The sequence below is a fragment of the Paraburkholderia phenazinium genome (assembly GCF_900142845.1).
GTDB classification, from domain to species: Bacteria; Pseudomonadota; Gammaproteobacteria; order Burkholderiales; family Burkholderiaceae; genus Paraburkholderia; species Paraburkholderia phenazinium_A.
In genome coordinates this window covers 208489-233060 of sequence record NZ_FSRU01000002.1, presented here as the reverse complement: position 1 = coordinate 233060, position 24572 = coordinate 208489, and the positions used below count along the sequence as shown (strand labels likewise).

Here is a 24572-nt window from a genome sequence, read left to right as displayed (position 1 = left end):
GTCTCGTTACATATGCAAGGAGAAGCGAATGCGTATTCTTCATCTGGTCCTGGCGCCCAGGCTCTCGGGCGCGGAAGTGCTGGCCAAGGATCTCGCCATCCATCAGAAATCGTGTGGCGAAACGGTGGCAATGGCTTCGCTGTTGCCGCAGCACGCCGACTTCGTGGCCCTGCATGGCGATCTGGAAGCGCGCGAGGTGACCTGCATGTTTCCGGAGCGGTCTTACGGACGGCTCGGCAGGCTCTGGTGGCTGCATAGCGTCGTGCGCCGCTTCAAGCCCGATGTGCTGCTCGCCCACTCGACGATCCCCGCGTTTTACGCCCGCGTGTTGCCGCTCGGCGTGCCCGTCATCTACGTGATGCACTCGGCGACGAACGACTTCGTCCATGCGAAGGTGCGCGGCATCGAGCGAATGCTGTCCCGACGCGCGCGCGCTGTGATCGGCGTATCCGAAAACAACGTCAGGGAATACATCGAGGCAATCGGGCGGCATCGGATGATGCAGGTGATTCCGAACGGCGTCGATACCTCGCGCTATTTCTACCCAACCGGCACCGAAGACAGCGGCAGGCCGCCGCAGATCCTGCAGGTCGGCCGCTACAATCCGATCAAGAGCCACCTGCAGACGGTACGCGCCTTCGCCCAGATCTGCCACGCAGTGCCCGATTTGCGGCTAAAGCTGGTCGGCGTGCTCGAAGTTCCATCCTACTTCGCGGCGGTGCAGGATCTGGTGCGGCAACTCGGACTCGAGCAACGCGTGACGGTAGACGGTCCGCGCTCCAACATTTCGCAGTTGCTAGCCGAAGCGACGGTGTACGCCATGCCGTCGCTGTCCGAAGCGCACAGCATCGCCCTGCTCGAAGCGTTGGCAACCGGCATTCCGGTGGTCGCCAACACCATCTCGGGGTTTGCGTACGCACGCAATTTTCCCTGCGTACAACTGATCGATACGAACGACACCGACGCCTACGCGAAGGCGCTTCTCACCGCATTGCGGCAACCGCGCACCGTGCGGCAACTGGCTGGTCTCACGCTGGGCGACGCCGCCGAGCAGTATCTGGCCATTTCGCGCAAGGTTGCGTTCGCCGCCTGAGGCGGCTAACGGCTCACTTGCCCGCGCACGACGGACACGCTTTCGGCGCGTCCTCGTAGCGGTCGTGATGCTTCACCCATTCGCCGAGGTTCCGGACTTCGTTGCGGCCTTTCGGGGCGATATCCAGGTGCGTGTAAGTGCCGATAAACGGCTCGCCACCACGCGCATAGCTCGAATAGGTATGGAAAATATCGCCGGCCTCGTCCTTGTAAAACACACTGTGGCCGGGCGCCTCATCGCCGAAGATTTCCTGCATTTCGAAGTTGTAGAAGCCCGTGCCGCTCGCGACCTCCTCCGGCGTAAACGACACGTGGTAGTCGAAGTTGAAATCGCTGTCATGCGACGACACCCAGCGAAAGCGCCAACCCATGCGCTTTTTGAACGCCTCGATCTTCGTGAGCGGCGCACGCGAAACGGCCATGTAGGAGACGTCGTGATGCTCGAGGTGCGGCAGCAGGCCATCGACACTGTCCGACAGGAACGAGCAGCCGGGACAGCCCTCCTTCCACTCCGGGCCCAGCATGAAGTGATAGACGATCAACTGGCTGCGTCCGTCAAACAGCTCGGCGAGCGTCTTGCGGCCTTGCGGCGTATCGAACGTGTAGGTCTTGTCGACCTTGACCCACGGCAGCGCCAGACGCTTGCGGTTGAGTGCGTCGCGCGCATGCGTGAAGGCCTTTTCTTCCGCCAGCAGCGCACGGCGCGCCGCCAGCCATTCTTCTCGTGAGACAGTGCTATGCGGTTCCATCTGCGTCTCCTTCCTCTGTGGTCAGGTGAAGTGGCGTTCGGGCGTGTCGCTGAACGCTGAATCATGAGTTTAAGCCTGACGACGCAAAAAAATACGCGGCGCATCGCAGATAAAGAAACTGCGACACGCCGCGTCAAGGTTGGAGAAACAATCCCAATCAGATCGCCCAGCCGCCGAGATAAAACGCGGCCAGCACAATGGCGATCGCCACGGTCCCGACGTTCAGCTTGCGATACTCGCCGCTCACGACGCGGCCGATCACCAGCGTGCTGAAGCCCAGCATGATGCCCGTCACGATGTTGGCGGTCAGCACGATGAACACCGCGCAGACCAGGCCCGACATCGCGTCGACCATGTCGTTCATATCCAGCTTGCTCACGCTCGAGAGCATCAGCAGGCCGACGTACATCAGCGCCGGCGCCGTCGCATACGAAGGCACCAGACCGGCGAGCGGCGAGAAGAACATCACCACGAGGAACAGCAGACCGACCACGGCCGCCGCCATGCCCGTCTTTGCACCGGCCGCCACGCCGACGGTCGATTCGATGTACGCCGCCGCCGGCGCGCCGCCGAGGAAGCCCGAGAAAATCGAGCTCAGCGAATCCGCCGTCAGCGCACGGCCGCCGTTGATGATGCGGCCGTTGGCATCGAGTTGACCGGCCTGCCCTGCCACCGCGCGGATCGTGCCGGTCGCGTCGAACACGGCCGTCATCACCAGCGCCAGCACGCTAGGCAGCACCGCCAGCGACAAGGCACCCTTGATGTCCATGGCGCCGATCAGCGACGCATGACCGGGCGCGCTCAGCGACGGCAGCGCGAACACCCCGTGATAGGTCACGGCCGGATCGATCAGCAGGCCGAGCGCCGAAATCGCGACGATCACGATCAGGATCGAACCCGGCACGCGACGGCGCACCAGCCCGAAGATCGCCGCCAGCCCCACCACCGACATCAGCGCCGGCAGCGCCGTGATATTGCCGAGCGAAACCGGCAGGCCGGCACCCGGGTTCTTGACCACGAGGCCCACGTCGTTGGCCGCGATCAGCAGCAGGAACAGGCCAATGCCGATCCCCGTGCCGTGCGCCACACCCGAGGGCAGATTGCGCAGGATCCACGAGCGCACGCCCGTCACCGAAATGCCGGTGAAGACGATCCCCATCAGGAACACGGCGCCAAGCGCCACCGTCGGATGCAGGCCCTTGCCCAGCACGAGGCCAAAGGCGGTGAAGGCGGTCAGCGAAATCGCGCAGCCGATTGCGATCGGCAGCCTGGCCCAGATGCCCATCAGCAGCGAGCCGAAGGCAGTGGTCAGGCACACGGCGACGAAAACCGCGCTGGTGTCGAAGCCCGCCTTGCCGAACATGCCCGGCACGACGAACACCGAATAGACCATCGCCAGAAAGGTGGTGACGCCGGCAATGATTTCCTGGCGCTGCGAACTGCCGCGCGAGGAGATCTCAAAGTAGCGGTCGAGAAAGCCCTTGGAGTCGAAAGTGTCGACGCCGACTTCAACGTCGGAAATCGGCTGGGCGTGGGGTTCCATCATGATGAGTGCCTCCTTTATCAGCATGCTGAAACAGCCGGGGCACCGGCTGTCATCAGGTTCGTCTCGTTGCGTTTATGTAGTGTGGTAGGGCAAGGTTTGAACGTTCGTCCCGGCGGACAGTCTGTGTTTCAGGCCGGCCCGCTATCGTCCGAAGATTCCCGACATCCCTTACAATCGGGCACCTACGTGTCGGGTTAAAACCTGTGGGGACAACCCGCGTTAGCACCGTTCGTCATTTGCTGTCCCGAAATGTAGGCCAATACAAATATGTCTCCCATCGCATGAATGGCATGCCGGTCATGTCTCGATGCTTATATCGTTTAAGCCACGGTGGCATACGGGTTCGGCCCGCGTGTTTACACCTACGGTCTGTCACGCGGCTGTCGCATGCCTGTTGTTCATCCAGGCGTGCGGCGTGCAGAGGCGCATGCCGCGCACGCGAACCCGGTCTGCGGTTTTCATGCCTGGCCGCGCCGGAACGCAGCGCGCCGCGGGTTAAACTCTGACGCATACGCCGTTTCAATTGCTGCAGCGGCGGGATGGCAGGCCATGCGCCGCCTCCCGCTCTCGCCCATGGAGTCCTTCTTGATGAGTGGCGGTTTTCCACGTCCAGCTTTCCGTTATCCGATCCTTCTCGTCCTTGCGGCCATGGCCCTGTCGGGTTGCAGCCTGCTGCGCGGACCGCAGCAGGCGCCGATCACCGAGGCCGTGCCGGTACTGGTCTCGCCGGACGGCTCCACGCTCGTCGCCGGGCCGCCCGAGACGACCGTGCAGACGGAAGCGGCCAAACCCGAAGCGCCGCCCAAACCCAAACGCCCCGTTGCTCCGCCCCGCAAGCCCGAGGAGCCGCCTGCGCCGCCGGTGGCCGCGCCCACGCCACCGCCCGCGCCTGCGCCGCTGATCGTGACGCGGCTGATCGACCGCAACCAGGCGCATGGGCTGCTCGACAGCGAAGTGCAGAAGCCCGACGGCAAGGTCGTGGGGCGCGCCGTCGATCTCGTGACCGACGCGAGCGGCAAGCCGATCGAAATGGTCGTCAACCTGCAGGGCTTCCTCGGCGTCGGCGACCGCAAGGTCAACTTCCCGTGGAACGTGTTCCGCTTCACGCCGAACGCGAAGGCCGCCACCATCACGCTCAACCTGGCGCCGGGCCAGGCGCCGCCCGCCGACCGTTCGAAGGCGGCCGCGGCGGCGGCCGGTGTCGCCACCGCCACGCGCTTGCCGCTGCTCGACGCCACCGTCGAGCGGCCCAACGGCGGCAAAGTGGGCCGCGTGGTCGACGTACTGATCGACGGCAATGCGCAGCCGCAAGCCGTGGTGCTCGATGTCAGCGGCATGGTCAGCGCCGACCGCCGCACGATTGCGGCGAACTGGTCCGCGCTGCACTTCGGCACCAAAGACAAGGCGCTCTATCCGCTGATGGATCTCAGCGATGCGGCAATCGCCGCTTCGCCGGCATACGACGCCGGCCAGCCGATCCGCGCCGTCTCGCCGGCGCCGCCCCCTGCGCCCGCCCCTGCGCCCGCCCCCGCCGCGCCATCGTCGTCTACAGCGGCGGCTTCGACCGCACGGGCGTCCCGATGACAGGCCGGCTTATGGTTAATGCACGCAGCCTGCGCGCGCTCGACTGGATGAACTTCTTCGTCGCCAACGTGCAGACCGGCTTCGGGCCGTTCATCGCGTCCTACCTGGCGTCGCACAAGTGGACCCAGGGGGAGATCGGCATGGCGCTGTCCGTCGGCACGATCAGCGCCATGGTGAGCCAGGTGCCCGCCGGCGCCGCCGTCGACGCCATGCGCAACAAGAAAGGCGCCGCCGCCTGGGCAATCTTCGCGATCATCCTCTCCGCGGTGCTGCTCGCCAGCAGCCCGACGGTGTTGCCGGTGATCGCCGCCGAGGTCTTTCACGGCTTTGCCAGTTGCATGCTGGTGCCGGCCATGGCGGCGATCTCGTTCGCGCTGGTGGGACGCCAGAATCTCGGCGACCGGCTCGGCCGCAACGCGCGCTGGGCCTCGATCGGCAGCGCGGTGGCGGCCGGGCTGATGGGGTTGTTCGGCGAGTACTTCTCGTCGCGCGCGGTGTTCTGGCTGACCGCGGCGCTCGCCATGCCCGCGCTGGTGGCGCTGAGCATGGTGCAGGACACCGGCACGGTCGACCCGCTGCCGCAAGCCAGGCCCGCGCCGGACGCCGACGAAAAGCGCGAAAGCCTGCGCGAGTTGCTGCGCGACAAACGCATGCTGATCTTCGCGGCCTGCATCGTGCTGTTCCACTTGTCGAACGCCGCGATGCTCAACCTCGCCGCCGGTGAAGTGACGGCGGGCATGGGCGATAACGTGCAGCTCGTGATCGCGGCCTGCATCATCGTGCCGCAAGCGATTGTCGCGATGATGTCGCCGTGGGTGGGACGCTCCGCGCAACGCTGGGGCCGCAGGCCGATCCTGCTGTTCGGCTTTGCCGCGTTGCCGCTGCGCGCGCTGCTGTTCGCCGGGATCAGCAGTCCCTATCTGCTGGTGCCGGTGCAGATGCTCGACGGGTTGAGCGCCGCGGTGTTCGGGGTCATGCTGCCGCTGATCGCCGCGGATGTGGCCGGCGGCAAGGGGCGCTACAACCTGTGTATCGGTCTGTTCGGTCTCGCGGCCGGCATCGGCGCAACGCTGAGTACGGCGGCGGCGGGCTTCATCGCGGATCGCTTCAGCAATACGGTCAGCTTCTTCGGTCTCGCGGCGGCGGGGGCGCTCGCTGTGCTGCTGGTATGGGCCGCGATGCCGGAGACGCGCGAGAGCGAGACCGCGCCGCAGGCGGAAGGGGTGCCCGAAGCGCGCTAACCTTTAGTCAATTGGCTGCCCTGCCGTTTCGCGCATGAACGGCAGCGGCAACAACGACACCAGCCCGCAGCCGATCAGATACCACGCCGGCGCCAGCGTGCTGCCCGACAACTGGATCAGCCACGTCGCGAAGAATTGCGCGAAACCGCCGAAGATCGACACGCCCAGGCAGTACACGATGGACATGCCGGTCGCACGGATTTCGCGCGGAAACATCTCCGGCAACATGACGATGTTCGGCACGGCCGTGAACGCCACCAGCACAGCAAGCACCGCGACGACCGACAGCAACACGGGAACCGTCGGCGTGGCATTGATCAGCATGAACGCCGGATAGACGGCGGCAATCAGCAGGACGCGCGAGATCCACAGCACACGCTTGCGGCCCACGCGGTCGGACAACGCACCGGCGAACGGCGAGAGAATCACGGTGACGAATGCCGCGGTCCATGAGGCCCACAGTGCGAGCGACATCGGCAGATGCAGGATGCGGATCGCGTACGTGGAGAGATAGAACAGCACGATGTAGTTTGCCGCCGTGCCGCCGATGGTCGTCACGACGCCCGTTGCAATCACGCCGAGGTGGCCGCGAAAAATTTCGCGCACCGGCTGCCCGCGATCCACTGCGTCCTTGCTCTGCACGGCACTGGGCAAGGTTTCGTCGAGATGGCTGCGAATATAAATGCCGATCGGACCCATCGCCATGCCGATCACGAACGGCACGCGCCAGCCCCAGCTTTCCAGCGCGTGCGTCGACAGGCCGGCCGCCAGCGCGACGCCGAGCAGCGACCCGCAGACGGTATTCAAGCCTTGGCTCACGAACTGCCAGCTACCGTAGAAACCGCGCGTCCTGTCGCTGCCGTATTCCATCAGCAGCGAGGTCGAGGCGCCGATCTCGCCGCCCAGCGCAAAGCCTTGAATCAGGCGCGCGAGAATCACCAGCAACGGCGCCGCCACACCGATGGCCGCGTAGGTGGGCGCAAACGCGATGATCGCCGAGCCGAGCGTCATCATCCACAGCGTGAGGCTCATCGCCGCCTTGCGGCCGGCACGGTCCGCATAAGCGCCGAGTACGACGCCGCCGACCGGTCGCATGATAAAGCCCACGCCGAACGTCCCCACTGCCAGCATCAGTTGCGCGAGTTGGCCTTCGACCGGGAAATACAGCTTGCCGATGATCGTGGCGAAAAAACTGTAGATCGTGAAGTCGAAAAACTCGAGACCGTTGCCGAGCGTGATCGCGGCGATCGCTTTCGCGTGGCCCAGGCGCCCACGGGATAACGCGGGTGCGTCGTGCGCCTGATCTTGCGCGACGGATGGCGAATGCGGTGCGGCGGAATAGTCCATTGTGTGTCTCCTCCCTGATGTCCTGCTGCTGCGTGGCCGGCCTCACCACCCTCACCACACCGTCACGCGAGAAACGACTCCGTCAGGCGCACCCAATAGGCGGCACCGGTGGCGAGGCAATCGTCGTTGAAGTCGTAGCCGGGGTTGTGGACCATGCAACCACCCTCGCCGTCACCATTGCCGATGATCAGATAGCTGCCCGCGCAACGTTCGAGCAGGAAGGCAAAGTCCTCGCTGCCGGTAAGCGGTTGCATGTTGGGAATCAGGCCCGCCTCGCCGAGCCAGTCGAGCGCGACCTGCTGCGCAAAGCCGGTCATGGCGGCGTCATTGACGAGTACCGGATAGCGGCGCTGATAGTCCACCTCGGCACGCGCGCCGTACACCGCGGCCTGCGCCTCCACAACCTCGGTGATGCGCGTTTGCAGATACTCGCGAACCTCGGGCCTGAGCGCGCGCACCGACAGGCGCATTTCCGCACTTTCGGGAATCACGTTCGGCGCTTCGCCGGCGTGAATCGCGCCGACGGTGATGATCGCCATGTCGAGCGGCGCGATGTTGCGCGAGACGATGGTCTGCAGCGCGAGCACGATCTGCGCACACACCACCACCGGATCGACCGCCTTGTGCGGCACCGCGCCATGGCCGCCGCGTCCGGTCACCTTGACGATCACCGTGTCCGACGACGCCATGAACGAGCCCGGCAAAAAGCCTAATTTGCCGGTCGGAAAACCAGGCATGTTGTGCATCGCGAACACCGCGTCGCACGGGAACGTCTCGAAGAGGCCGTCGTCGAGCATCTTCTTCGCGCCGGCCAGGCCTTCTTCGGCCGGCTGGAAAATCAGATTCAGCGTGCCGTCGAACGACTTCGCCTGAGCGAGGTGCTTCGCGGCGGCGAGCAGCATGGCGGTATGGCCGTCGTGACCGCACGCGTGCATCTTGCCGGGGATCGTGCTGGCATACGGCAGGCCGGTCTGTTCGTGGATCGGCAAGGCGTCCATGTCGGCGCGCAGCCCGAGGCGCTTCGTGCCGCTGCCCACTTTCAACTGGCCGACCACGCCGGTTTGCCCGAGCCCCCGCGTCACCGTGTAGCCCCATTCCTGCAGACGTTCGGCCACCAGGTCGGCCGTGGCGAATTCTTCGTACGCCAGTTCCGGGTGGGCGTGGATGCGGCGGCGCAGCGCGATCATTTCGTCTTCGAGATCGGCGATGCCCGCCGGAATGGCCATGGTGTTCACGTTGCTGTCTCCCTCAGTGAATCGGTGAATGCGTGAGGCCAGCATAGCCAACGTGATTTTTGACGGGCAGGCGTAGAATCGTCACGACGGCAACCATGGGTTGCCACCCTCCGCTCGCTTAGATCCGATGAAACTCCATCAACTCAATACATTGGCGGCAATCGCGGATACCGGCAGTATCCGGGCGGCAGCACGCACGATGGGGCTTTCGCCCGCCGCGGTGACCAAGGCCGTGCGCGAACTGGAGGCGGACTTACAGGCGCCGCTGGTAATCCGCAGCGCGAGCGGTGTCGCGTTTACCGAGTTCGGCCGCGCCCTCGTCGTCCATGCGCGGCTCGTGCTCGGGCAACTGCAACGGGCCGAGGCGGAAATCGAAGCGCTGCGCGGCGCGGCGGCGGGGAAACTGTCGATCGGCGTCACGCCGTGGATCGCGCTGACGTTTTTGCCGCAGACCGTACAGCGTTTTCGTCGGCGCATGCCGGAAGTGCAACTGGAGTTCTTCGAAGGGTTGCTGGCGGTCGTCCAGCCGCGCTTGCGCGACGGCAGCCTGGACTTTTCGATCGGCCGGCCACCGCCCGCTTCGCCACAATCGGAGTTTCATAACGTGCCGCTGTTTTCCACGCATTCGGCGGTGGTGGCGCGGCGCGATCATCCGAAGGCCGGCTGCCGGACCTTGCTCGAACTGGAGGATGCGGAGTGGGTGCTCAACTGGGATCCGGCGAGCCGCGAATCGATTGCGGACAATCTGTTCCGGCAACGCGGCATGAAGGTGCCGCACACGATTCACCTCGCGCATTCGCTGGCGATCGTGCTGGGTCTGCTGGCGCATACGGACATGCTGAGCATCTTTCCGTGGCCGCTGGTTGAAGTCAGCAGTGCGAAGGAGAATCTGTGGGCCCTGCCGCTCAGAGAGACGGTGGATGAGACCATCGTCAGCATTACCTCACGGCGCGGCGCGCCGACGAGTCCCGCAGCCGCGTGTTTTCTCGATTGCCTGCGCGAAGTCATCGACGAAGGCGCGCGTTCGAAAGACCCCGAACAACGCAGGTTGTTTCACTCTATTGAGTTACTGCTGTAGTCCGGCCGGCAAGTTCCGGCGAAACCCGGCGGCCCCCGGCGCTAGCTGCGCGCCTTCGCCGCCGCCCGCTCGAGTCTCACTCGACCATACCTTGCCCGCCCGCCGGAACAGGACACGGCTGCGGATACTGGTTATCCGGCCCGTCGATGCAACCAGAGGCGCGTGCCACTTCCAGCTCCCGCATGACCTGCGCACGCGTTTTACCCTGCGACTTCGGCGCGTAAAACTCGTGCGGCCCTGGTGTCGGCTTGCTCAACGGCACCGTATCCACCGCCAGTGCGAGCGGAACGCACGCGACAGTCATCACCAGTCCCGCCAATAATTTCGTTGTCCACATGATCTATCTCCTATCAATGAGTCTTTATCCTAACCGCGTGCTGAAACGCCAGGATGATCGGAACATGATGGTTCCGTCATCTTCATTTCGGCACGGGGAACAAACGGGACACGCTTGTGTCCGACCTGATAGCGCCCCTCTCGAAAGAAGCGCTATCGCGACTTATATTAAAAATAAGATGTATTGAGGACAACGTTCCATTTTCATTCCACGGCAGCGCCCTGTTGCGATGCCGGGAAGCGCGCTCTCCAGGAAATAAGACATGCGAATTCTGGTTGTCGAAGACGAGTCCAAAACGGGCATGTATCTGCAGAAAGGCTTGAATGAAGCAGGTTTTGTGGTCGACTGGGTCAAAGACGGCATCACCGGTCAGCACCTCGCGCTGACCGAAGACTACGACCTGCTGATTCTCGATATCATGCTGCCCGGCCAGGACGGCTGGGCGATTCTGAAGAACGTGCGCCGCGAGCGGTCCACGCCGGTCCTGCTGCTCACTGCGCGCGACGAAGTCGGCGACAAGGTGAGAGGCCTCGAAATGGGTGGCGACGACTATCTCGTCAAGCCCTTCGAATTCGTGGAGCTGGTGGCGCGAGTGCGTTCGATTCTGCGCCGCGGACAAGGCCGCGAATCGACCTCTCTGCAGGTGTCCAATCTGGCGCTCGATCTCACGCGCCGCAAAGCCACGCGTCAGGGCGACACGATACTCCTGACCGCGCGTGAATTCGCCTTGCTGTGGCTGCTGATGCGCCGGCGTGGCGAGATCCTGCCACGCTCGACCATCGCCTCGCAGTTGTGGGACATGAACTTCGACAGCGACACCAACGTGGTCGACGCCGCCATCCGCCGGGTACGCGCCAAAGTCGACGACAACTACACGCCCAAACTGATCCACACGGTACGCGGCATGGGCTACGTGCTGGAAGAGCGGGAGCCGTCGGCCTGATGATGAGACACGTTTTGCCACGCACGCTGCGGGCGCGCCTGACCATCCTGTTCGCCGTCTCCACGTCCCTCCTGCTCGTCTTGAGCGGCCTGCTGCTTTATCAAGTGCTGAGGACAAGGCTCGAAGCCAATTCGGCGCGCGAGATGACCTCCATTCTGACGGCCCTGCAACTGGAACTGCAGGAGATTCCGGCGATTGCCGACATCGGCGCCAACCGCGAGACCTGGTACGACCGCCTGCACGGCCATCAGAGCATGGATGTCGCGATCTTCGACGTGGACGGCTCGCCGCTCGCCCGAACCAATGGCTACTGGCCGAATGCCGCCGTGTTGTCGGCGAGCGTCTCGCGCGCGCCGGTCCGTCTCGAGGCGCCGGGCTCGCCCATCCGGTTTCTGGTGGCCATGGTTCCCGTCGGGCGACCGGCTTCTGCGATGGTGCGGGTGGTCGTGCAATACGACGCTACCGCTGACCGGAGTTTGCTGCGAGCCTACGCGCTCAACATTCTGTCTGTCATCGTCATCGGCACGCTGGTGGGCGCCGTGCTCACCTGGTCGATGACGCGCTTCGGCCTGCGTCCACTGAGCCGGTTGACCGCACGAGCCGAGCAGGTGTCCAGCAGCCGCCTCGCGCATCCGCTGCCGGAGACCGAAATGGCGGGTGAACTGAAGGAGCTGAGTCACGCGTTCAACCGCATGCTCGCCCGGCTCGACGAATCGTTCACACGCCTTGCCCAGTTTTCCTCCGACCTGGCCCACGACATGCGAACGCCGCTCACCAACATGCTGGCCGAAGCCCAGGTCGCGCTCTCGCAGCCACGCCCGGCCGACGAGTATCGTGCGGTGATCGAATCGGGCGTCGAAGAACTCCAGCGCCTGTCGCGCATGATCGACAACATGCTGTTTCTGGCGCGCGCAGACAGCGCTCAACGCAAGTTAGCGCTGCAACGCGTGGATGCCCGCCACGAGGCGCAACGGATGGCCGCCTACTACGAGATCATGACGGACGAGGCCGGCGTCAATCTCTCCGTCACCGGCCAGGCCAGCTTCGACGGCGAGCTGCTGCTGGTACAACGAGCCTTGAGCAACCTGCTGTCCAACGCCATCGCACATGCGCCGCGCGGCAGCACCGTGGAGCTGCACTGCGCCGAGATCATGGGCTGGGCCGAAGTGTCCGTCACCGATTCGGGACCCGGCATCACCAGCCCGCATACGGAGCACATCTTCGACCGCTTCTATCGCGTCGACCCCGCGCGTCATAATTCTGCGTCGGGCACCGGCCTGGGTCTCGCCATCGTGAAGTCCATCATGGAAGAACATGGCGGCAATTGCACAGTAGCAAGCGAGCCTCACGTGCGTACGACCTTTCTGCTGCGCTTTCCGCGCAACACGGCGTCGATGACGAAAATATCATCTTCGCATCACCGTCCACGCGTACCTCCCTCCGCAGAATAGGAACTGTCCGGAAGCAATCCTCTCCGGGCTCACCATCACTTCGGAGGACTTATGAAAACAGCCATCGTCATTGCCGCGCTCGCCATCACGGCCACCGCGCCCGCCGCCATGGCGTCCCGTGGCCAAGCCTACCCCTCGCCCGACGGCGCCAACCTGGCCACCGCCCAGCCGGTCCAGGTGCAAGCAGCCAGTCCGGCCGACCGGCAACCTCAGCCGATCGGCAAGAGCCGCGCGCAGGTCCGCCAGGAACTGATCGAAGCGCTCCGCGCGGGCACGATACCGGCCACCAAAACCGACTATCCGCCGAGCCCCGCCACCATCGAGCTCAATCGGACCCGCTACGCCATTGCGGAGCGCTACTGGAGCAAGACCGACTAGCGCAGCCGGATGAGCGGACATACGACCACCCGCCCGGCGCGCTCCGGGCACTCGACATTCGAAGGAACGACACCATGACCTATCCGCAGCGCATGCTCCTCGAAAATCTCGCCTGGGCGGAAGAGATCTTTCGTCAGGATACCCACTATTTCTATCGGCTCACGCAAACGCAACAGCCCAAGGTGCTCTGGATCGGCTGTTCCGACAGCCGCGTGCCCGTCGAAAACATCACCGGTGCGCGGCCCGGCGAAATCTTCGTTCATCGCAACATCGCCAACCTGGTGGCGGCAGAGGACGAGAATCTCGCCAGCGTGCTCGAATACGCGATCGTCGTGCTGCGGGTGCAGCACATCATCGTCTGCGGCCATCATTGTTGCGGCGGCGTCGGTGCGGCTTTGCGACCGCCCGTCGCTGGCATTCCGCGCGTCAATCGCCGCATCGAAAAAATCCGCACGCTCTCGCGCGCCCATGCGTGGGAACTCTCGGGCCTCGCGGACCTCGACGCCCGCACGGACCGCCTCGCCGAACTCAGCGTCGCCGCGCAGGTTCGGCACCTGCAGGAGATGCCGCTGGTGCGCGACGCCCCCACACCCATACAACTGCACGGCTGGATCTTTTCGATGGGACGCGGCCGCCTCGAACCCGTGACACCGTCCGTCTGGTCCAACGACGCGCAGCGCGCCGACGCGCTCTGTGCCGTGGCCTGAAGCGCGTACTGAAGCGCGGCCCGCAACGTCAAGCGGGGCTCCCTGCGTGACTTGCGCCCGATCGACCACGCCCTTCGCGCCGGCGCTTGCCGCGCCGGCCGTCTCTACCTGAAACGGATCACCATGACGAGACTCCCCTCCCTCTCACCTGACAAGCCAGCGCCACGGCGCGCGCATGCATTCACGTTTCAGCGCGGCGACGTTCTGGCCGGCATCACGGTTTTTCTGATCGCCTTACCTCTGTGCCTCGGCATCGCGACCGCATCGGGCGTCGAACCCTTTGCGGGGATTCTGTCCGGCATCATCGCCGGCCTGGTGGTCGCCCTGCTGAGCGGCTCGCGCCTCAGCGTGAGCGGGCCCGCTGCCGGTCTGGTGGTGATCGTCGCACAGGCGCTGGCGACGCTCGGCAGCTTCTCGGCTTTTCTCTGTGCGTTACTGATCGCGGGCGCAATCCAGATTGGACTCGGCGCGATACGGGCCGGCAAGCTGGCGAGCTATGTGCCGACGCCGGTGATTCACGGCATGCTCGCCTCGATCGGCATCCTGTTGATCGTGAGTCAGTTGCCGCTCACGCTCGGCCTGTCGAACGGCGCCCCTTCCTGGGTGGTGATGGGCCTGGCGCTGGCTTCGTTCGCGATTCTGCTCGTGTGGGACACGCGGGCGCTGCGCCGGTTTGCGTGGGTACGGGCGGTGCCTGCACCGCTTGCCGTCGTGGCCATGGGCATCGGCGCAACGGCGCTGCTGGGCGCATTCGCGCCGGATGGATCGCTGCCGCAGGCGCAACGCGTCGACTTGCCGGCCATTGGTTCGTTCGGAATGCTCAGCGCCGTGCTCGACGCGCCGGATCTCACGCAGATTTTCAACCCGGCCGTCTGGCGCGTCGCCGTGGTGCTCGCGATTGTCGCGAGTCTCGAAACGCTTCTGAGTATCGAGGCCCTCGAAAAGATCGATCCCGCCCATCAGAAAGTGCCGCCCGATCGCGAACTGAAAGCGCAGGGCGTCGGCAATATGCTGGCGGCACTGGTGGGCGCCCTGCCGATTACGGCGGTGGTGGTGCGCAGCGCGGCGAACGTGCAGGCCGGCGGCCGCAGCCGCCTGTCGTGCGTGGTGCACGCGCTGGCGCTAGTGGTCAGCGTCGTGGTTTTCACGCAGATCATCAACATGATCCCGTTGGCGTGCCTCGCCGCCATCCTGGTCCATACCGGCTACAAGCTGGCGAAACCGCAACTGTTCATCTCGATGGGACGCGCGGGATGCTCGCAATGGCTGCCGTTCATCGCGACCGTCGCCGGCGTGCTCGCCACCGATCTGCTGATCGGCATTCTGATCGGCTTCGGCGTGAGCGTCGTGCTGGTGGTCAAACGCAATATCGGCCGCGTGCTGACCTTGACGCGCGACGGCGACCACTATCTGCTGACCGTGCGCAAAAGCGCCACTTTCTTCTGCATGCCCCGCCTGAAGGACTATCTCGGCCAGATCCCGACAGGCGCCACCCTGATTTTCGATGCGACGCATGCCGACCATATCGACCATGATGTACGGGAAGTCGTGGCCAGCTATACCGCGGCGGCCACGGCCAACGGGATTCGGGTCGATTTCAAGCATTGGCCTGCGCATTAGCCGACGAGGACTGCGCAGGCCGGTTGCGGTTCGGGCCGGCCTGCGCCAAATAATCTGCCCTGTATATGCCGGTAATACATGGGGCAACGCGGCTGGCGGTACTTTGGCGATCAGGGTGTTCCTGTGGTTTTTTCTCCCCGGCATTTCATCAGGATTCCTATGTCACTGGACATGGGCACGCCTCAGGAAATTCATTGGAAGACCACACCCTGACGTGTTCACGCCGGCCAGTGCGCGACGCAGCGGCGCCTCGCCAGGCGTGAGCCTTTCGCCATTGCTGTCACCCGCAAGGAAGACATCATGACTGTCTCTTCAACCAGCAACCCCAATGCAGCCGTATCGACCGATCCTTACGTCGCAACCGGCCCGAAGCCGCAACCCGTACAGGCACCACCGCGCAACCCGCCGGACAAGGGCAAGACAGCCCTGCACGAGTACCTTCGCCCGTTTTCAACCGCGTCGCTAGCCGGCGATGGGCACGCTTCCGATGCCGCCGCTGGTGCTTCCGCCGCCCATCCGGATGCCGGTCGCTCCAGCACCACGACGGTTGCCCCGCCCAGCGACACACATGACACCGGACAAACGGACGCGAGCGACCTCGAAACGACCCAGTTGCTCAACCAGTACGAACCGCAGACGAACAACGCCACGAATGTCCGGAAACTGGAGCACCTGCAATTGCTCCGGCAACGCGGCATGCCGCCCGGCGCGGCGCAGTTCGAAGCCCGCCAGGAAGGCGTCAGTGCCAAGATCGCCGATCTTCCGCCCCGGCAGCAGGACTATTACCGTGGCGCACAGGCCGCCTTCCTCAACCGGTACGAAACCGCCACCACGAAAGAACAGCGCGATGACGTCGTGCGCAAATTCGGCTCGTTCATGCACACGCTCGATCGCACGCATCGAAAATACATGAGCGATCCGGACTGGCGCGCACAGCGCTTTTTCGATCCGCCTGATGAAAGCCCGTTTCTGGATAAAAATGGGCAGTCCATAGCGAGCGGACTGGCGCGCTATCGCCACGACTTCGATGCAGCAACGACCTTCGGCGAGCGCGAGGCGGCGATCAGGGGCGCGGCGGCGTTAAAGCACGGACTGCAGCAGCAGATCGGCCATGCGATCGGGCATGCCGTCGCGCAGGTGAGCGCCGCCCAGAAACAGGCCGACGAGACCATCCTTGGTGCGATCAAGGACGCAGCGGGAATGACGGACAATGGCGATGCCAACACCAATCTGCCGTTCAACCGGCTGGCCTACTTCGCCAACAAGGTCTTCACGTCCGCCGCCAACGCACAGGAGTTCAGGGCGCTGCAGCAGGCGCATCCCGAACTGCTGGCAAAGCTCGGTGACTGGGCTCGCGAGGCCGGGGAGAAAACCGCGTGGGCACGCCAGACCATCGCGGGCAATCCGCTGCAGCGCCAGCCCACGCTTCCGGATGTCCCCAAAGGGTTTCTGGATGCCGACGAAAACCCGCTCCCCCTGGCCCACTACGGCGAGCGCTTGTTGAGCGCCTACCAGAACAGGCTCATTGACGTCTCCAACGCCAGCGAGCTCTATCACGCCGCGTCCCAGCACGGCCCCATCAGACAGCAATACCTTCAGGAGCACACGCCGCCCAAGCCCGAGTGGCAGCAGGAGCTGGAGGAGGTATTTGGCCGTCTCGTGCTGGGCATGATTCCGGGGGTGAACCTGTTCGTCAACCAGCTCGTCCCGCGCAGTCACCTGTCTGCGGACGCGAGGACAGCGGTGGATATCGTCAGCGGGATATTCGGTGCAGGCGTGTCGGGCGCGGCCTCGAAAGCCGGCATGGCATTCCCGGCGTTGTCAGAAGGCCTCGAAGACCTCAAGGGCAAACTCAGAACGCCCGACAAAACGGGCACGGGTGGCGCGCAGTTCGGTGTACCCGAAACGTACGCCCGGAAACCGCAGGGCTCCCTGCACGCGGATCCGGACAGTTCCGGTGTCTTCAGGGACGAAACGGGCCAGGCCTACATCAAGTCAGGCGAGCAGATGTACCCGGTCAAATACGACAAGGACAATGGCACGTGGCGCGTCTATGTCCCGGAGAATCAGGCGAAGTACCAGTATCCGGTCAAGCTCGACGAACACGGCAACTGGCAGGCGCATGGCGACGTTGGGCTTCACGGAGGAACACCTGCGATATCGCCGGAAACACGGCAGCGCGCTGTCGAGCTACTGCGGGAAGGCCTGTCGCGACGTGAGGTCGGACGCCGTCTAGGTATATCTAAGACGACTGTAAACACAATCGCTCGGGAGGAAGGCATCCTCTCCTACTCTCATATACCGGAAGAAACAAGGCGGCGCGCTGTCGAGCTACTGCGGGAAGGACACTTGTCGCATGTAGAGATCGGCCGCCGCCTAGGTATATCTGCATCGACTGTAGACAATATCGCTCGGCAGGAAGGCATCCTTGCCACCCACGCAGGCAGGAGATCAGCCCAGCGTCCTGGGTCTCCGCAACCCGGCACTTCCACGGGAGGCTACACGCATCCAGGTGCGGCGCAAACCCAGCAGCGCGGGTCTCCCCAGCCAGGCACTTCCACGGGAGGCTATACGCATCCAGGTGCTGCGCAAACCCAGCAGCACGGGTCTCCGCAACCCGGCACTTCCACGGGAGGCTATACGCATCCAGGTGCTGCGCAAACCCAGCAGCACGGGTCTCCGCAACCCGGCACTTCCACGGGAGGCTATACGCATCCAGGTGCTGCGCAAACCCAGCAGCGCGGGTCTCCTCAGCCAGGCACTTCCACAGCACCTCCGCCGCCTGAATCCCCTCCCTACATATTTCAGGCGATACCTCTGGTTTCCTATACCCCGCCTGGCTCGCCAGGGGTACACCCACCCGCATCGCCGGCCAGCAACCCGGGAGCTTTGCAGACGCCCCCTCCAGGCTCACCTCCTCCGGGCTCGCCTTCGCAAACATTCGGAACCGTGAATCTAAGTCCCTATTCGTTGCCCGGTTCACCCCAGCAAGACCCGCCCGGATCGCCGGGTAACGGACGCGGATCCCTGCAGACGCCCCCTCCTCCGGGTTCGCCCGCGGGACACTAACCCCGCTAGCCGTAGCATGGATGGCGGCTCGCGCGAAGCGCTCGAGTCAGCCACCGACGCCCCGGCGCCAGCAAATCCGATGATCAGGCTGGAGGCCGTCACAAGCCTTCGGCCTGATCGCTCCAGCTATCGCGCTGGACTAACCGTCAAGCGCAAACTGAAAACATTCCTCAATCCAGCAACTCCGCCGCCCGCTTGCGCAACACGCTGCCGAAGTCATCCAGCCACCCAATCGACAGACGCCAGCTCTGCCAGTACAGATCCACATCGACCGGCTTACCCGGCGCCATGTCCACCAACTCGCCGCTCTCGAGATGCGGCGCGATCATCCGCTCCGGGCACAGGCCCCACCCCATCCCCGTGACGCACGCCCGCAAAAAGCCGGCAACATGCGGAATCCAGTGCAACGGCGGATCCATTTCCGCGCGGGTAATCCGGCGCATGAAACGCTTCTGCAACTGATCCTTCGGATTGAAGTCGACGCAAGGCGTGCGCTGCAACGTCTCGCGCGTGACGCCATCGGCAAAGTAGCGTTCATGGAAATCCGGCGCGCACACCGCCAGATAGCGCATCCGTCCCAGCCGCACCGAACGGCAGCCTTGCACCGGCTCGGCCTGCGTGGTCACCGCGCCCTGCACGCTGCCGTCGCGAATCCGCTGGGCGGTGTGGTCCTGATCGTCGATCACGAGATCGAGCAGCATCTCCCGCTCGACGCAAAAACCGGCGACCGCATCGATAAACCACGTGCCCACGCTGTCGTCGTTGACCGCCACCCGCAAGGTCGGCCACGACTCGACCCACGCCCCCGGCACGGCGGGCAAGCGCCCCGTCAACTCCGATTCGAGCAATTGCACCCGCTCCGTATGCCGGCACAGCAGCGCACCGGAGGTGGTCGCCACACACGGCTGCCCACGTTTGACGAGCACGCTGCCCACCCGCTCCTCTAGCAGCTTCACGCGCTGCGACACCGCTGACGGCGTCACATTCAGCGCGCTCGCCGCGCGGTCGAACGAGCCGTGGCGCACCACGGCAGCGAGCGCATCCAGCAAGGCGTAGTCGAGCATTAGCGTTCCTTAATCGGCATTACGTAAATTAGCTTCGCTTATTCTAAACAAAGCCGCAGACTAGCGCCTTTCCGCCTCACCCGTCTACTGGATCTCTTATGGATTGGCTCGCTTTCTCCCACGGAGCGGCGCTGTGCGCGTCGCTGATCGTGACCATCGGCGCCCAGAACGCCTTCGTGCTGCGGCAAGGCATCATGCGCTCGCACATCGGCAAGATCGTGCTGCTCTGCACCGTGTCGGATTTCATCCTGATTGCCGCGGGCGTGGGCGGCGCCTCGGTGCTGGTGGAGCGTTATCCGGTGTTCGTCCATGCCATGCTGTACGTCGGGCTTGCCTACCTCGCATGGTTCGGCGTCAACGCGCTGCGCCGCGCGGTGCGGCCCGGCCATGCGGTGCTGGCGGTCGACGCCCCGGCTGATCCGGCTTCGGGGCATTCCGCGCCCGCCGCTCAGTCCACCCAGCGCGCCATGCCGATCGTCCTGATGACGCTCGCCTTCACATGGCTCAACCCGCATGTGTATCTGGACACCTTTCTGCTGATCGGCACCGCCGGCGCCCGTGAAGCGCTGGGCGGCCGGGTGGCGTTCGCGCTCGGCGCGATGGCGGTCAGCGCCGTGTGGTTCGTCGGACTCGGCTACGGCGCCCGGGCGCTCGCCCCGCTGTTTCGCCGCGCTACCGCGTGGCGCGTGCTGGATGGCGCGATCGGCAGCATGGTCTTGCTGCTCGCTGTCACGCAGTTGCGTTAGAAAACAACCCAAGGGACCACCGGCGGGGCCATAAGGCGGACGGGAAGCCGTAAAATCAGACTCCCGTCCCGCTTTCTCCAGGCCCCCGCCCTCATGGTCAATCCGACGCATTTCGACCTGCACTCCCTGCGCGTCTTTCTGACGGTCGCCGAAACCGGCAGCCTGACCCGTGCGGCCGAACGCAGCCACATGACGCTCTCCGCGATCAGCAAACGCATCGCCGACCTCGAGCGGGCCACCGACTGCGCGCTGCTGGTGCGTCATCCGCGCGGCGTCGAACTCACGCCGGCGGGACACGGCCTCCTCACCCACGCGCTGCAGGTGCTCGACCAGGTCAACCGGATGGCGAGCGAGATGAGCGACTTCGCGGTGGGCGTGCGCGGCCACGTGCGGATCTGGGCCAACACCTCGGCCATCGTGCAGTTCCTCCCCACCGACCTGCAGCGCTTCCTTGCCGACAACCCCAGCGTCAAGGTCACGCTCGAAGAACGCCTGAGCGGCGAAGTGATCGAAGCACTCGGCGCGGGCCGCACGGATCTAGGCATCTTCGCGGACAACGTGCCCGCGCCGCTGGTCGACAAACGCCTCTACCGGCGCGACCGGCTGGTGCTGCTGGTCCCCGCCGGCCATGCGCTCGCCGACGTCGCGCAGATCGCCTTCGCCGATACGCTCGAATACGACTACGTCGCCCTGAACAGCGGCAGTTCGCTGCTGCTGCGCATGATGGACGCCGCTCTCGCCGCCGAGCGCCCGCTGCGGCTGCGCATCCAGATGCGCAGCTTCGACGGCATCTGCCGGATGATCGAAGCGGGCCTCGGCATCGGCATGCTGCCCGCGGCGGCGGTGCGCCCGGAGATCCTCGCAGCCGGCCTGCGCGCCGTGCAGTTGACGGACGCCTGGGCCGAACGCACGCTATGGATCGGCGCGAAGGACGCCGAAGCGCTTACGCCCGAAGCGGCCAGGCTGTTCGACTTCCTGGCGGGCGTGCCGGCGGCCGGCTGAGCGTCGCCGGACTGCAGCACCCGGACGCCCCGTCAACCCCTGCACTCCCGCACTCCCGCGCCCTTTCCCCCCGGGAAAGGGTCCGTGAACATTCCGACATTCCCAAGTCCGCCGCGCGGCGTCACTATCCTGTGCAACGGAACACACTGGATGGAGACGACAGCATGGCTCGCCCGCTCGACGGAATCCGCGTCCTCGAACTCGGACAACTGATTGCCGGCCCGTTCGCGAGCCGGCTGCTCGCCGAATTCGGCGCCGACGTCATCAAGGTCGAACCGCCCGGCACGGGCGATCCGCTGCGCAAATGGCGCATGCTGCACGACGGCACGTCGGTGTGGTGGGCCTCGCAGTCGCGCAACAAACGCTCGGTGACGCTCGATCTGCGCGACCCCGAAGGCCAGGACATCGCGCGGCGTCTCGCCGCCGAGGCGGATGTCGTGATCGAAAACTTCCGCCCGGGCGCGCTCGAAGGCTGGGGCCTCGGCTGGGACACCCTGCATGAACTGAATCCCAGGCTCGTGATGTTGCGCGTGTCGGGCTACGGCCAGACCGGCCCGTATCGCGACCTGCCCGGCTTCGGCGTGATCGGCGAGGCCATGGGCGGGTTGCGCCATCTGAGCGGCGAGCCGGGCCGCACGCCCGTACGAGTGGGCGTGTCGATCGGCGATTCGCTCGCGGCCCTGCATGGCGTGATCGGCATTCTGCTCGCGCTGCGCCATCGCGACCAGCAAGGCGGCCAAGGCCAGATGATCGACGTCGCGCTCTACGAGTCGGTCTTCAATATGATGGAAAGCCTGTTGCCCGAATACTCGGTGTTCGGCGCGGTCCGGCAAGCGGCCGGCAGCAGTCTGCCGGGCATCGCGCCCTCCAACGCGTATCGTTGCCGGGACGGCAAGTTCGCCCTGATCGCGGGCAACGGCGACAGCATCTTCCGGCGCCTGATGGAAGTGATCGAACGCCCCGACCTCGCCGCCGACCCGACGCTCGCGCAAAACGACGGCCGCGTGGCGAACGTCGAACGGCTCGACGCCGCCATCGGCGCCTGGACCGCGCAGCACTCGCTCGAGGAGGTGCTGGACCATCTGAACGAAGCGCGGATTCCAGCCGGCAAGATCTACGACGTCGCCGATATCGCCACCGACCCGCATTACCGCGCCCGCGAGATGATCCTCGACAGCACGCTCGACGACGGCACGCCGGTGCAACTGCCGGGCGTGCTGCCCAAACTCGATGCCACGCCCGGTACGGTGCGCAGCCGCGCGCCGACGCTCGGTCAACACACCGACGAGGTGCTCGCCTCGCTCGGCCTCGACGACGCCCAACGCGCGGCCCTGCGCGAACGCGGCGTCATCTGACGCACCCCATCCTTCCGGAGCCACACATGAGCGCCATCCGCCCTCGCCTCTACATCCAGGAGGTCGCCACCCGCGACGGCTTCCAGAACGAAGCGCGCTTTATCGAAACCGACGACAAGGTCGCCCTGATCGACCGTTTAAGCGCCTGCGGCTTCGCCAAGATCGAAGTGACCTCGTTCACCTCGCCGCGTGCGATTCCGGCGCTGCGCGACGCCGAAGCGGTGATGCATCGCATCGTGCGTGCGCCGGGCGTCGTCTACACCGTGCTGGTGCCCAATGTCCGCGGCGCGGAACGGGCGCTCTCGTGCGACGTCGACGAGGTCAACCTCGTCATGTCGGTCAGCGAAAGCCACAACCGCGCCAACCTGCGCATGGGCCGGGAAGAATCGTTCGCACAACTGCGCGATGTGATCGAGGTGGTCAGCAAGACACGTGTGGCGATCAACGTGTCGTTGTCGACCGCATTCGGTTGCCCGATGGAGGGTGATGTGCCCGAGGACGACGTACTCGGCTGGGTAGCGCGTTTCGCCGAACTCGGCGTGCACGGCGTCACGCTGTGCGATACGACAGGCATGGCATACCCGAACCAGGTGCGGCAACTGGCGCAACGCACGCGCGCCCAGTTCGCCCAGCTTGAAACCACCCTGCATTTTCACAACACGCGCGGCATGGCGCTCGCCAATACGATGGCCGCGCTGGACGCGGGTATCGACCGCTTCGACGCCTCGCTCGGCGGCCTCGGCGGCTGTCCCTACGCACCGGGCGCGACAGGTAACGTCTGCACGGAAGAGCTCGTGCATATGCTGGAATTGAACGGCTACGACACGGGGGTCGATTTGACCCAGGCGCTGGAAGCCTCCGCACACTTGCCGGGACTGATCGGTCACGATGTCCCGAGCCAGTTGCTCAAGGCCGGACGGCGGCTCGATCTGCATCCCGCTCCCGAAGCGAGCGAGCAGCGTCCGCCCGCTTCTGCACATTGAGACGCCTTCCCGAACCAGGCGGTCGCGGCGTACGCACGTCAGGCGAATGTACCGGCGTCAAACACGCGCGGCTGCCTCTCGTTCGCCTTAAGGCTGGGTGGCCGCCGGTGTGTCCTCGCAGATCCCCACGCGCCCTACCCCGACCGTCTGCAACGCGCCGTCCGTCACGTACGGCACCAGCCCGTCCTTGCAAATCTTCTGCGCCGTGTCGCGGGCGCACTGCTCATCGCCGGGTGCACAGTAGTCGATCGAGATCACCGGCAAGCGGTATTGTTCGCGGATGACCTTGGCCTGCACCAGCAGCCAGTCGCGATCCGCCGGCGGCACTTGCGTATAGCGCTGCTTCGCCTGATCCCAGCCGCTGTAGAGCGATTCGAACGCCACTGCGTACGCCAGATTGTGCACCTGCGGCAGGATCTCGAAGCCGCGGTTGAACATCAGTAACGCTCGCGGGTAGCGCGCCTTGATCGCGCGGATCACCGCCACCAGTCCCGCTTGCTGGCGCCGGCGGGCCTCGTCGGTTTTGGCTATCAACTGATACGAATCGAGCGTGTCGAGAAAGAAGCCGCGATAGCCTTTGCGCCATAGCGGCGCAATCACCTGCTTCACGTAAAACGCCGGCCAGCCGGGCGCATCCTGATCCACCACGTTCGAGGCCCACGCGGCGTTATGACCCGCCAGCCAGGCCTTCGGCATGGCCGCGTAATACGCCCGCTGCGGCGTGACTTCGCCGACGCTGACATAGGCAAACCACGCCGTGCATCCCGCGGGCTGAGCCGCCGGATCGAAACCGCTATCCGGCTCCACCACGACCGCATCGAATCGCGAGAGCGGTTCGACGGGCACCGGTTCGCCATAAAAGAACGCCACCGACGGCAGCGCGGCGCCGTTAGCCGCATTCGCGGCGCTGCAGCCCGCACCAACCGGCGCGAGGGTCTGGGCCTGTGCCGCGGGTGTTAGGCCCGCAGCCGTGCCGAAGCAGGCCACCCAGGCAGCAAAACGGCACAACGTGCGCACCATGAACATCCGCATCTCGCGTGATCGG

At 65.0% G+C, this 24572-nt stretch carries 21 protein-coding genes; 14 read left to right on the top strand and 7 right to left on the bottom strand.

The genetic code is table 11. From position 1 onward, the window contains the following. Positions 1–28 precede the first annotated feature (28 nt). Positions 29–1093 carry a glycosyltransferase family 4 protein gene (locus BUS12_RS18160; protein WP_074297958.1) on the top strand — a complete coding sequence of 355 codons (1065 nt, stop codon included), beginning with the start codon at positions 29–31 and terminating at the stop codon, positions 1091–1093. A 13-nt stretch (positions 1094–1106) separates the two neighbouring features. Here the strand turns inward: BUS12_RS18160 and BUS12_RS18155 are convergent, their stop codons facing one another. Next, on the bottom strand, positions 1107–1841 hold the full coding sequence (locus BUS12_RS18155; RefSeq protein ID WP_074297956.1) for a DUF899 domain-containing protein: 735 nt from the start codon (positions 1839–1841) through the stop codon (positions 1107–1109). A 157-nt stretch (positions 1842–1998) separates the two neighbouring features. Then, positions 1999–3387: an NCS2 family permease gene (locus BUS12_RS18150; RefSeq protein ID WP_074297954.1), complete on the bottom strand. Its 1389-nt coding sequence runs from the start codon at positions 3385–3387 to the stop codon at positions 1999–2001. A 588-nt stretch (positions 3388–3975) separates the two neighbouring features. Here BUS12_RS18150 and BUS12_RS18145 point away from each other — a divergent pair. Together BUS12_RS18145 and BUS12_RS18140 are read left to right on the top strand one after the other, a co-directional pair. Beyond that, a complete protein-coding gene (locus tag BUS12_RS18145) occupies positions 3976–4971 on the top strand; it encodes a PRC-barrel domain-containing protein (protein ID WP_074297952.1) in 996 nt (331 codons plus the stop codon). After that, a complete protein-coding gene (locus BUS12_RS18140) occupies positions 4968–6212 on the top strand; it encodes an MFS transporter (protein ID WP_074297950.1) in 1245 nt (414 codons plus the stop codon). Before BUS12_RS18145 ends, BUS12_RS18140 begins: the two co-directional genes overlap by 4 nt. Before the next feature lie 3 nt (positions 6213–6215). Here BUS12_RS18140 and BUS12_RS18135 read toward each other — a convergent pair whose 3' ends face one another. Together BUS12_RS18135 and BUS12_RS18130 are read right to left on the bottom strand one after the other, a co-directional pair. Next, positions 6216–7559 (bottom strand): MFS transporter, encoded by a 1344-nt coding sequence (locus tag BUS12_RS18135; protein ID WP_074297947.1) that lies wholly within the window; start codon positions 7557–7559, stop codon positions 6216–6218. Between the two features lie 62 nt (positions 7560–7621). After that, entirely contained in the window at positions 7622–8794 is a 1173-nt protein-coding gene (locus tag BUS12_RS18130; protein ID WP_074297945.1) for a M20 aminoacylase family protein, read from the bottom strand. A gap of 127 nt (positions 8795–8921) precedes the next feature. Here BUS12_RS18130 and BUS12_RS18125 point away from each other — a divergent pair, with 127 nt between their 5' ends. Beyond that, positions 8922–9872, top strand: coding sequence for a LysR substrate-binding domain-containing protein (locus BUS12_RS18125; protein WP_074297943.1), 951 nt, complete (start codon positions 8922–8924; stop codon positions 9870–9872). 76 nt (positions 9873–9948) lie between these two features. On the opposite strand, the gene BUS12_RS18120 is transcribed toward BUS12_RS18125, so the two are convergent. Continuing rightward, on the bottom strand, positions 9949–10209 hold the full coding sequence (locus tag BUS12_RS18120) for a DUF4148 domain-containing protein (protein WP_074297941.1): 261 nt from the start codon (positions 10207–10209) through the stop codon (positions 9949–9951). A gap of 262 nt (positions 10210–10471) precedes the next feature. On the opposite strand from BUS12_RS18120, the gene irlR reads away from it, so the two are divergent. The 6 genes from irlR (at position 10472) to BUS12_RS18090 (ending at position 18377) form a co-directional block, all read left to right on the top strand. After that, a complete protein-coding gene (gene irlR, locus BUS12_RS18115) occupies positions 10472–11152 on the top strand; it encodes a heavy metal response regulator transcription factor IrlR (protein WP_074297939.1) in 681 nt (226 codons plus the stop codon). Then, positions 11152–12603, top strand: a complete 1452-nt coding sequence (locus tag BUS12_RS18110) for a heavy metal sensor histidine kinase (RefSeq protein ID WP_074297937.1) — start codon at positions 11152–11154, stop codon at positions 12601–12603. Before irlR ends, BUS12_RS18110 begins: the two co-directional genes overlap by 1 nt. A 51-nt stretch (positions 12604–12654) precedes the next feature. Beyond that, complete coding sequence (locus tag BUS12_RS18105; protein WP_074297935.1) at positions 12655–12981, top strand: DUF4148 domain-containing protein; 327 nt, start codon at positions 12655–12657, stop codon at positions 12979–12981. 74 nt (positions 12982–13055) lie between these two features. Further along, positions 13056–13688 carry a carbonic anhydrase gene (locus BUS12_RS18100; protein WP_074297933.1) on the top strand — a complete coding sequence of 211 codons (633 nt, stop codon included), beginning with the start codon at positions 13056–13058 and terminating at the stop codon, positions 13686–13688. A gap of 123 nt (positions 13689–13811) precedes the next feature. Then, positions 13812–15308: a SulP family inorganic anion transporter gene (locus tag BUS12_RS18095; RefSeq protein ID WP_074301564.1), complete on the top strand. Its 1497-nt coding sequence runs from the start codon at positions 13812–13814 to the stop codon at positions 15306–15308. A gap of 300 nt (positions 15309–15608) precedes the next feature. Next, on the top strand, positions 15609–18377 hold the full coding sequence (locus tag BUS12_RS18090) for a helix-turn-helix domain-containing protein (protein ID WP_074297931.1): 2769 nt from the start codon (positions 15609–15611) through the stop codon (positions 18375–18377). A 170-nt stretch (positions 18378–18547) separates the two neighbouring features. On the opposite strand, the gene BUS12_RS18085 is transcribed toward BUS12_RS18090, so the two are convergent. Further along, on the bottom strand, positions 18548–19441 hold the full coding sequence (locus tag BUS12_RS18085) for a LysR family transcriptional regulator ArgP (RefSeq protein ID WP_074297929.1): 894 nt from the start codon (positions 19439–19441) through the stop codon (positions 18548–18550). Positions 19442–19539: 98 nt separating this feature from the next. Between BUS12_RS18085 and BUS12_RS18080 the strand changes: the two genes are divergently transcribed. From BUS12_RS18080 to BUS12_RS18065, 4 genes are all read left to right on the top strand, one after another. Beyond that, entirely contained in the window at positions 19540–20187 is a 648-nt protein-coding gene (locus tag BUS12_RS18080; RefSeq protein ID WP_074297927.1) for a LysE/ArgO family amino acid transporter, read from the top strand. Between the two features lie 93 nt (positions 20188–20280). Further along, the gene (locus BUS12_RS18075; protein ID WP_074297925.1) at positions 20281–21189 is read left to right on the top strand and encodes a LysR family transcriptional regulator; all 909 of its coding nucleotides are present in this window, start codon (positions 20281–20283) and stop codon (positions 21187–21189) included. Positions 21190–21353: 164 nt separating this feature from the next. Next, on the top strand, positions 21354–22544 hold the full coding sequence (locus BUS12_RS18070; protein WP_074297922.1) for a CaiB/BaiF CoA transferase family protein: 1191 nt from the start codon (positions 21354–21356) through the stop codon (positions 22542–22544). Positions 22545–22570: 26 nt separating this feature from the next. Next, complete coding sequence (locus BUS12_RS18065) at positions 22571–23527, top strand: hydroxymethylglutaryl-CoA lyase (RefSeq protein ID WP_074297920.1); 957 nt, start codon at positions 22571–22573, stop codon at positions 23525–23527. Positions 23528–23614: 87 nt separating this feature from the next. On the opposite strand, the gene BUS12_RS18060 is transcribed toward BUS12_RS18065, so the two are convergent. After that, a complete protein-coding gene (locus BUS12_RS18060; RefSeq protein ID WP_074297918.1) occupies positions 23615–24559 on the bottom strand; it encodes an endo alpha-1,4 polygalactosaminidase in 945 nt (314 codons plus the stop codon). Positions 24560–24572 lie beyond the last annotated feature (13 nt).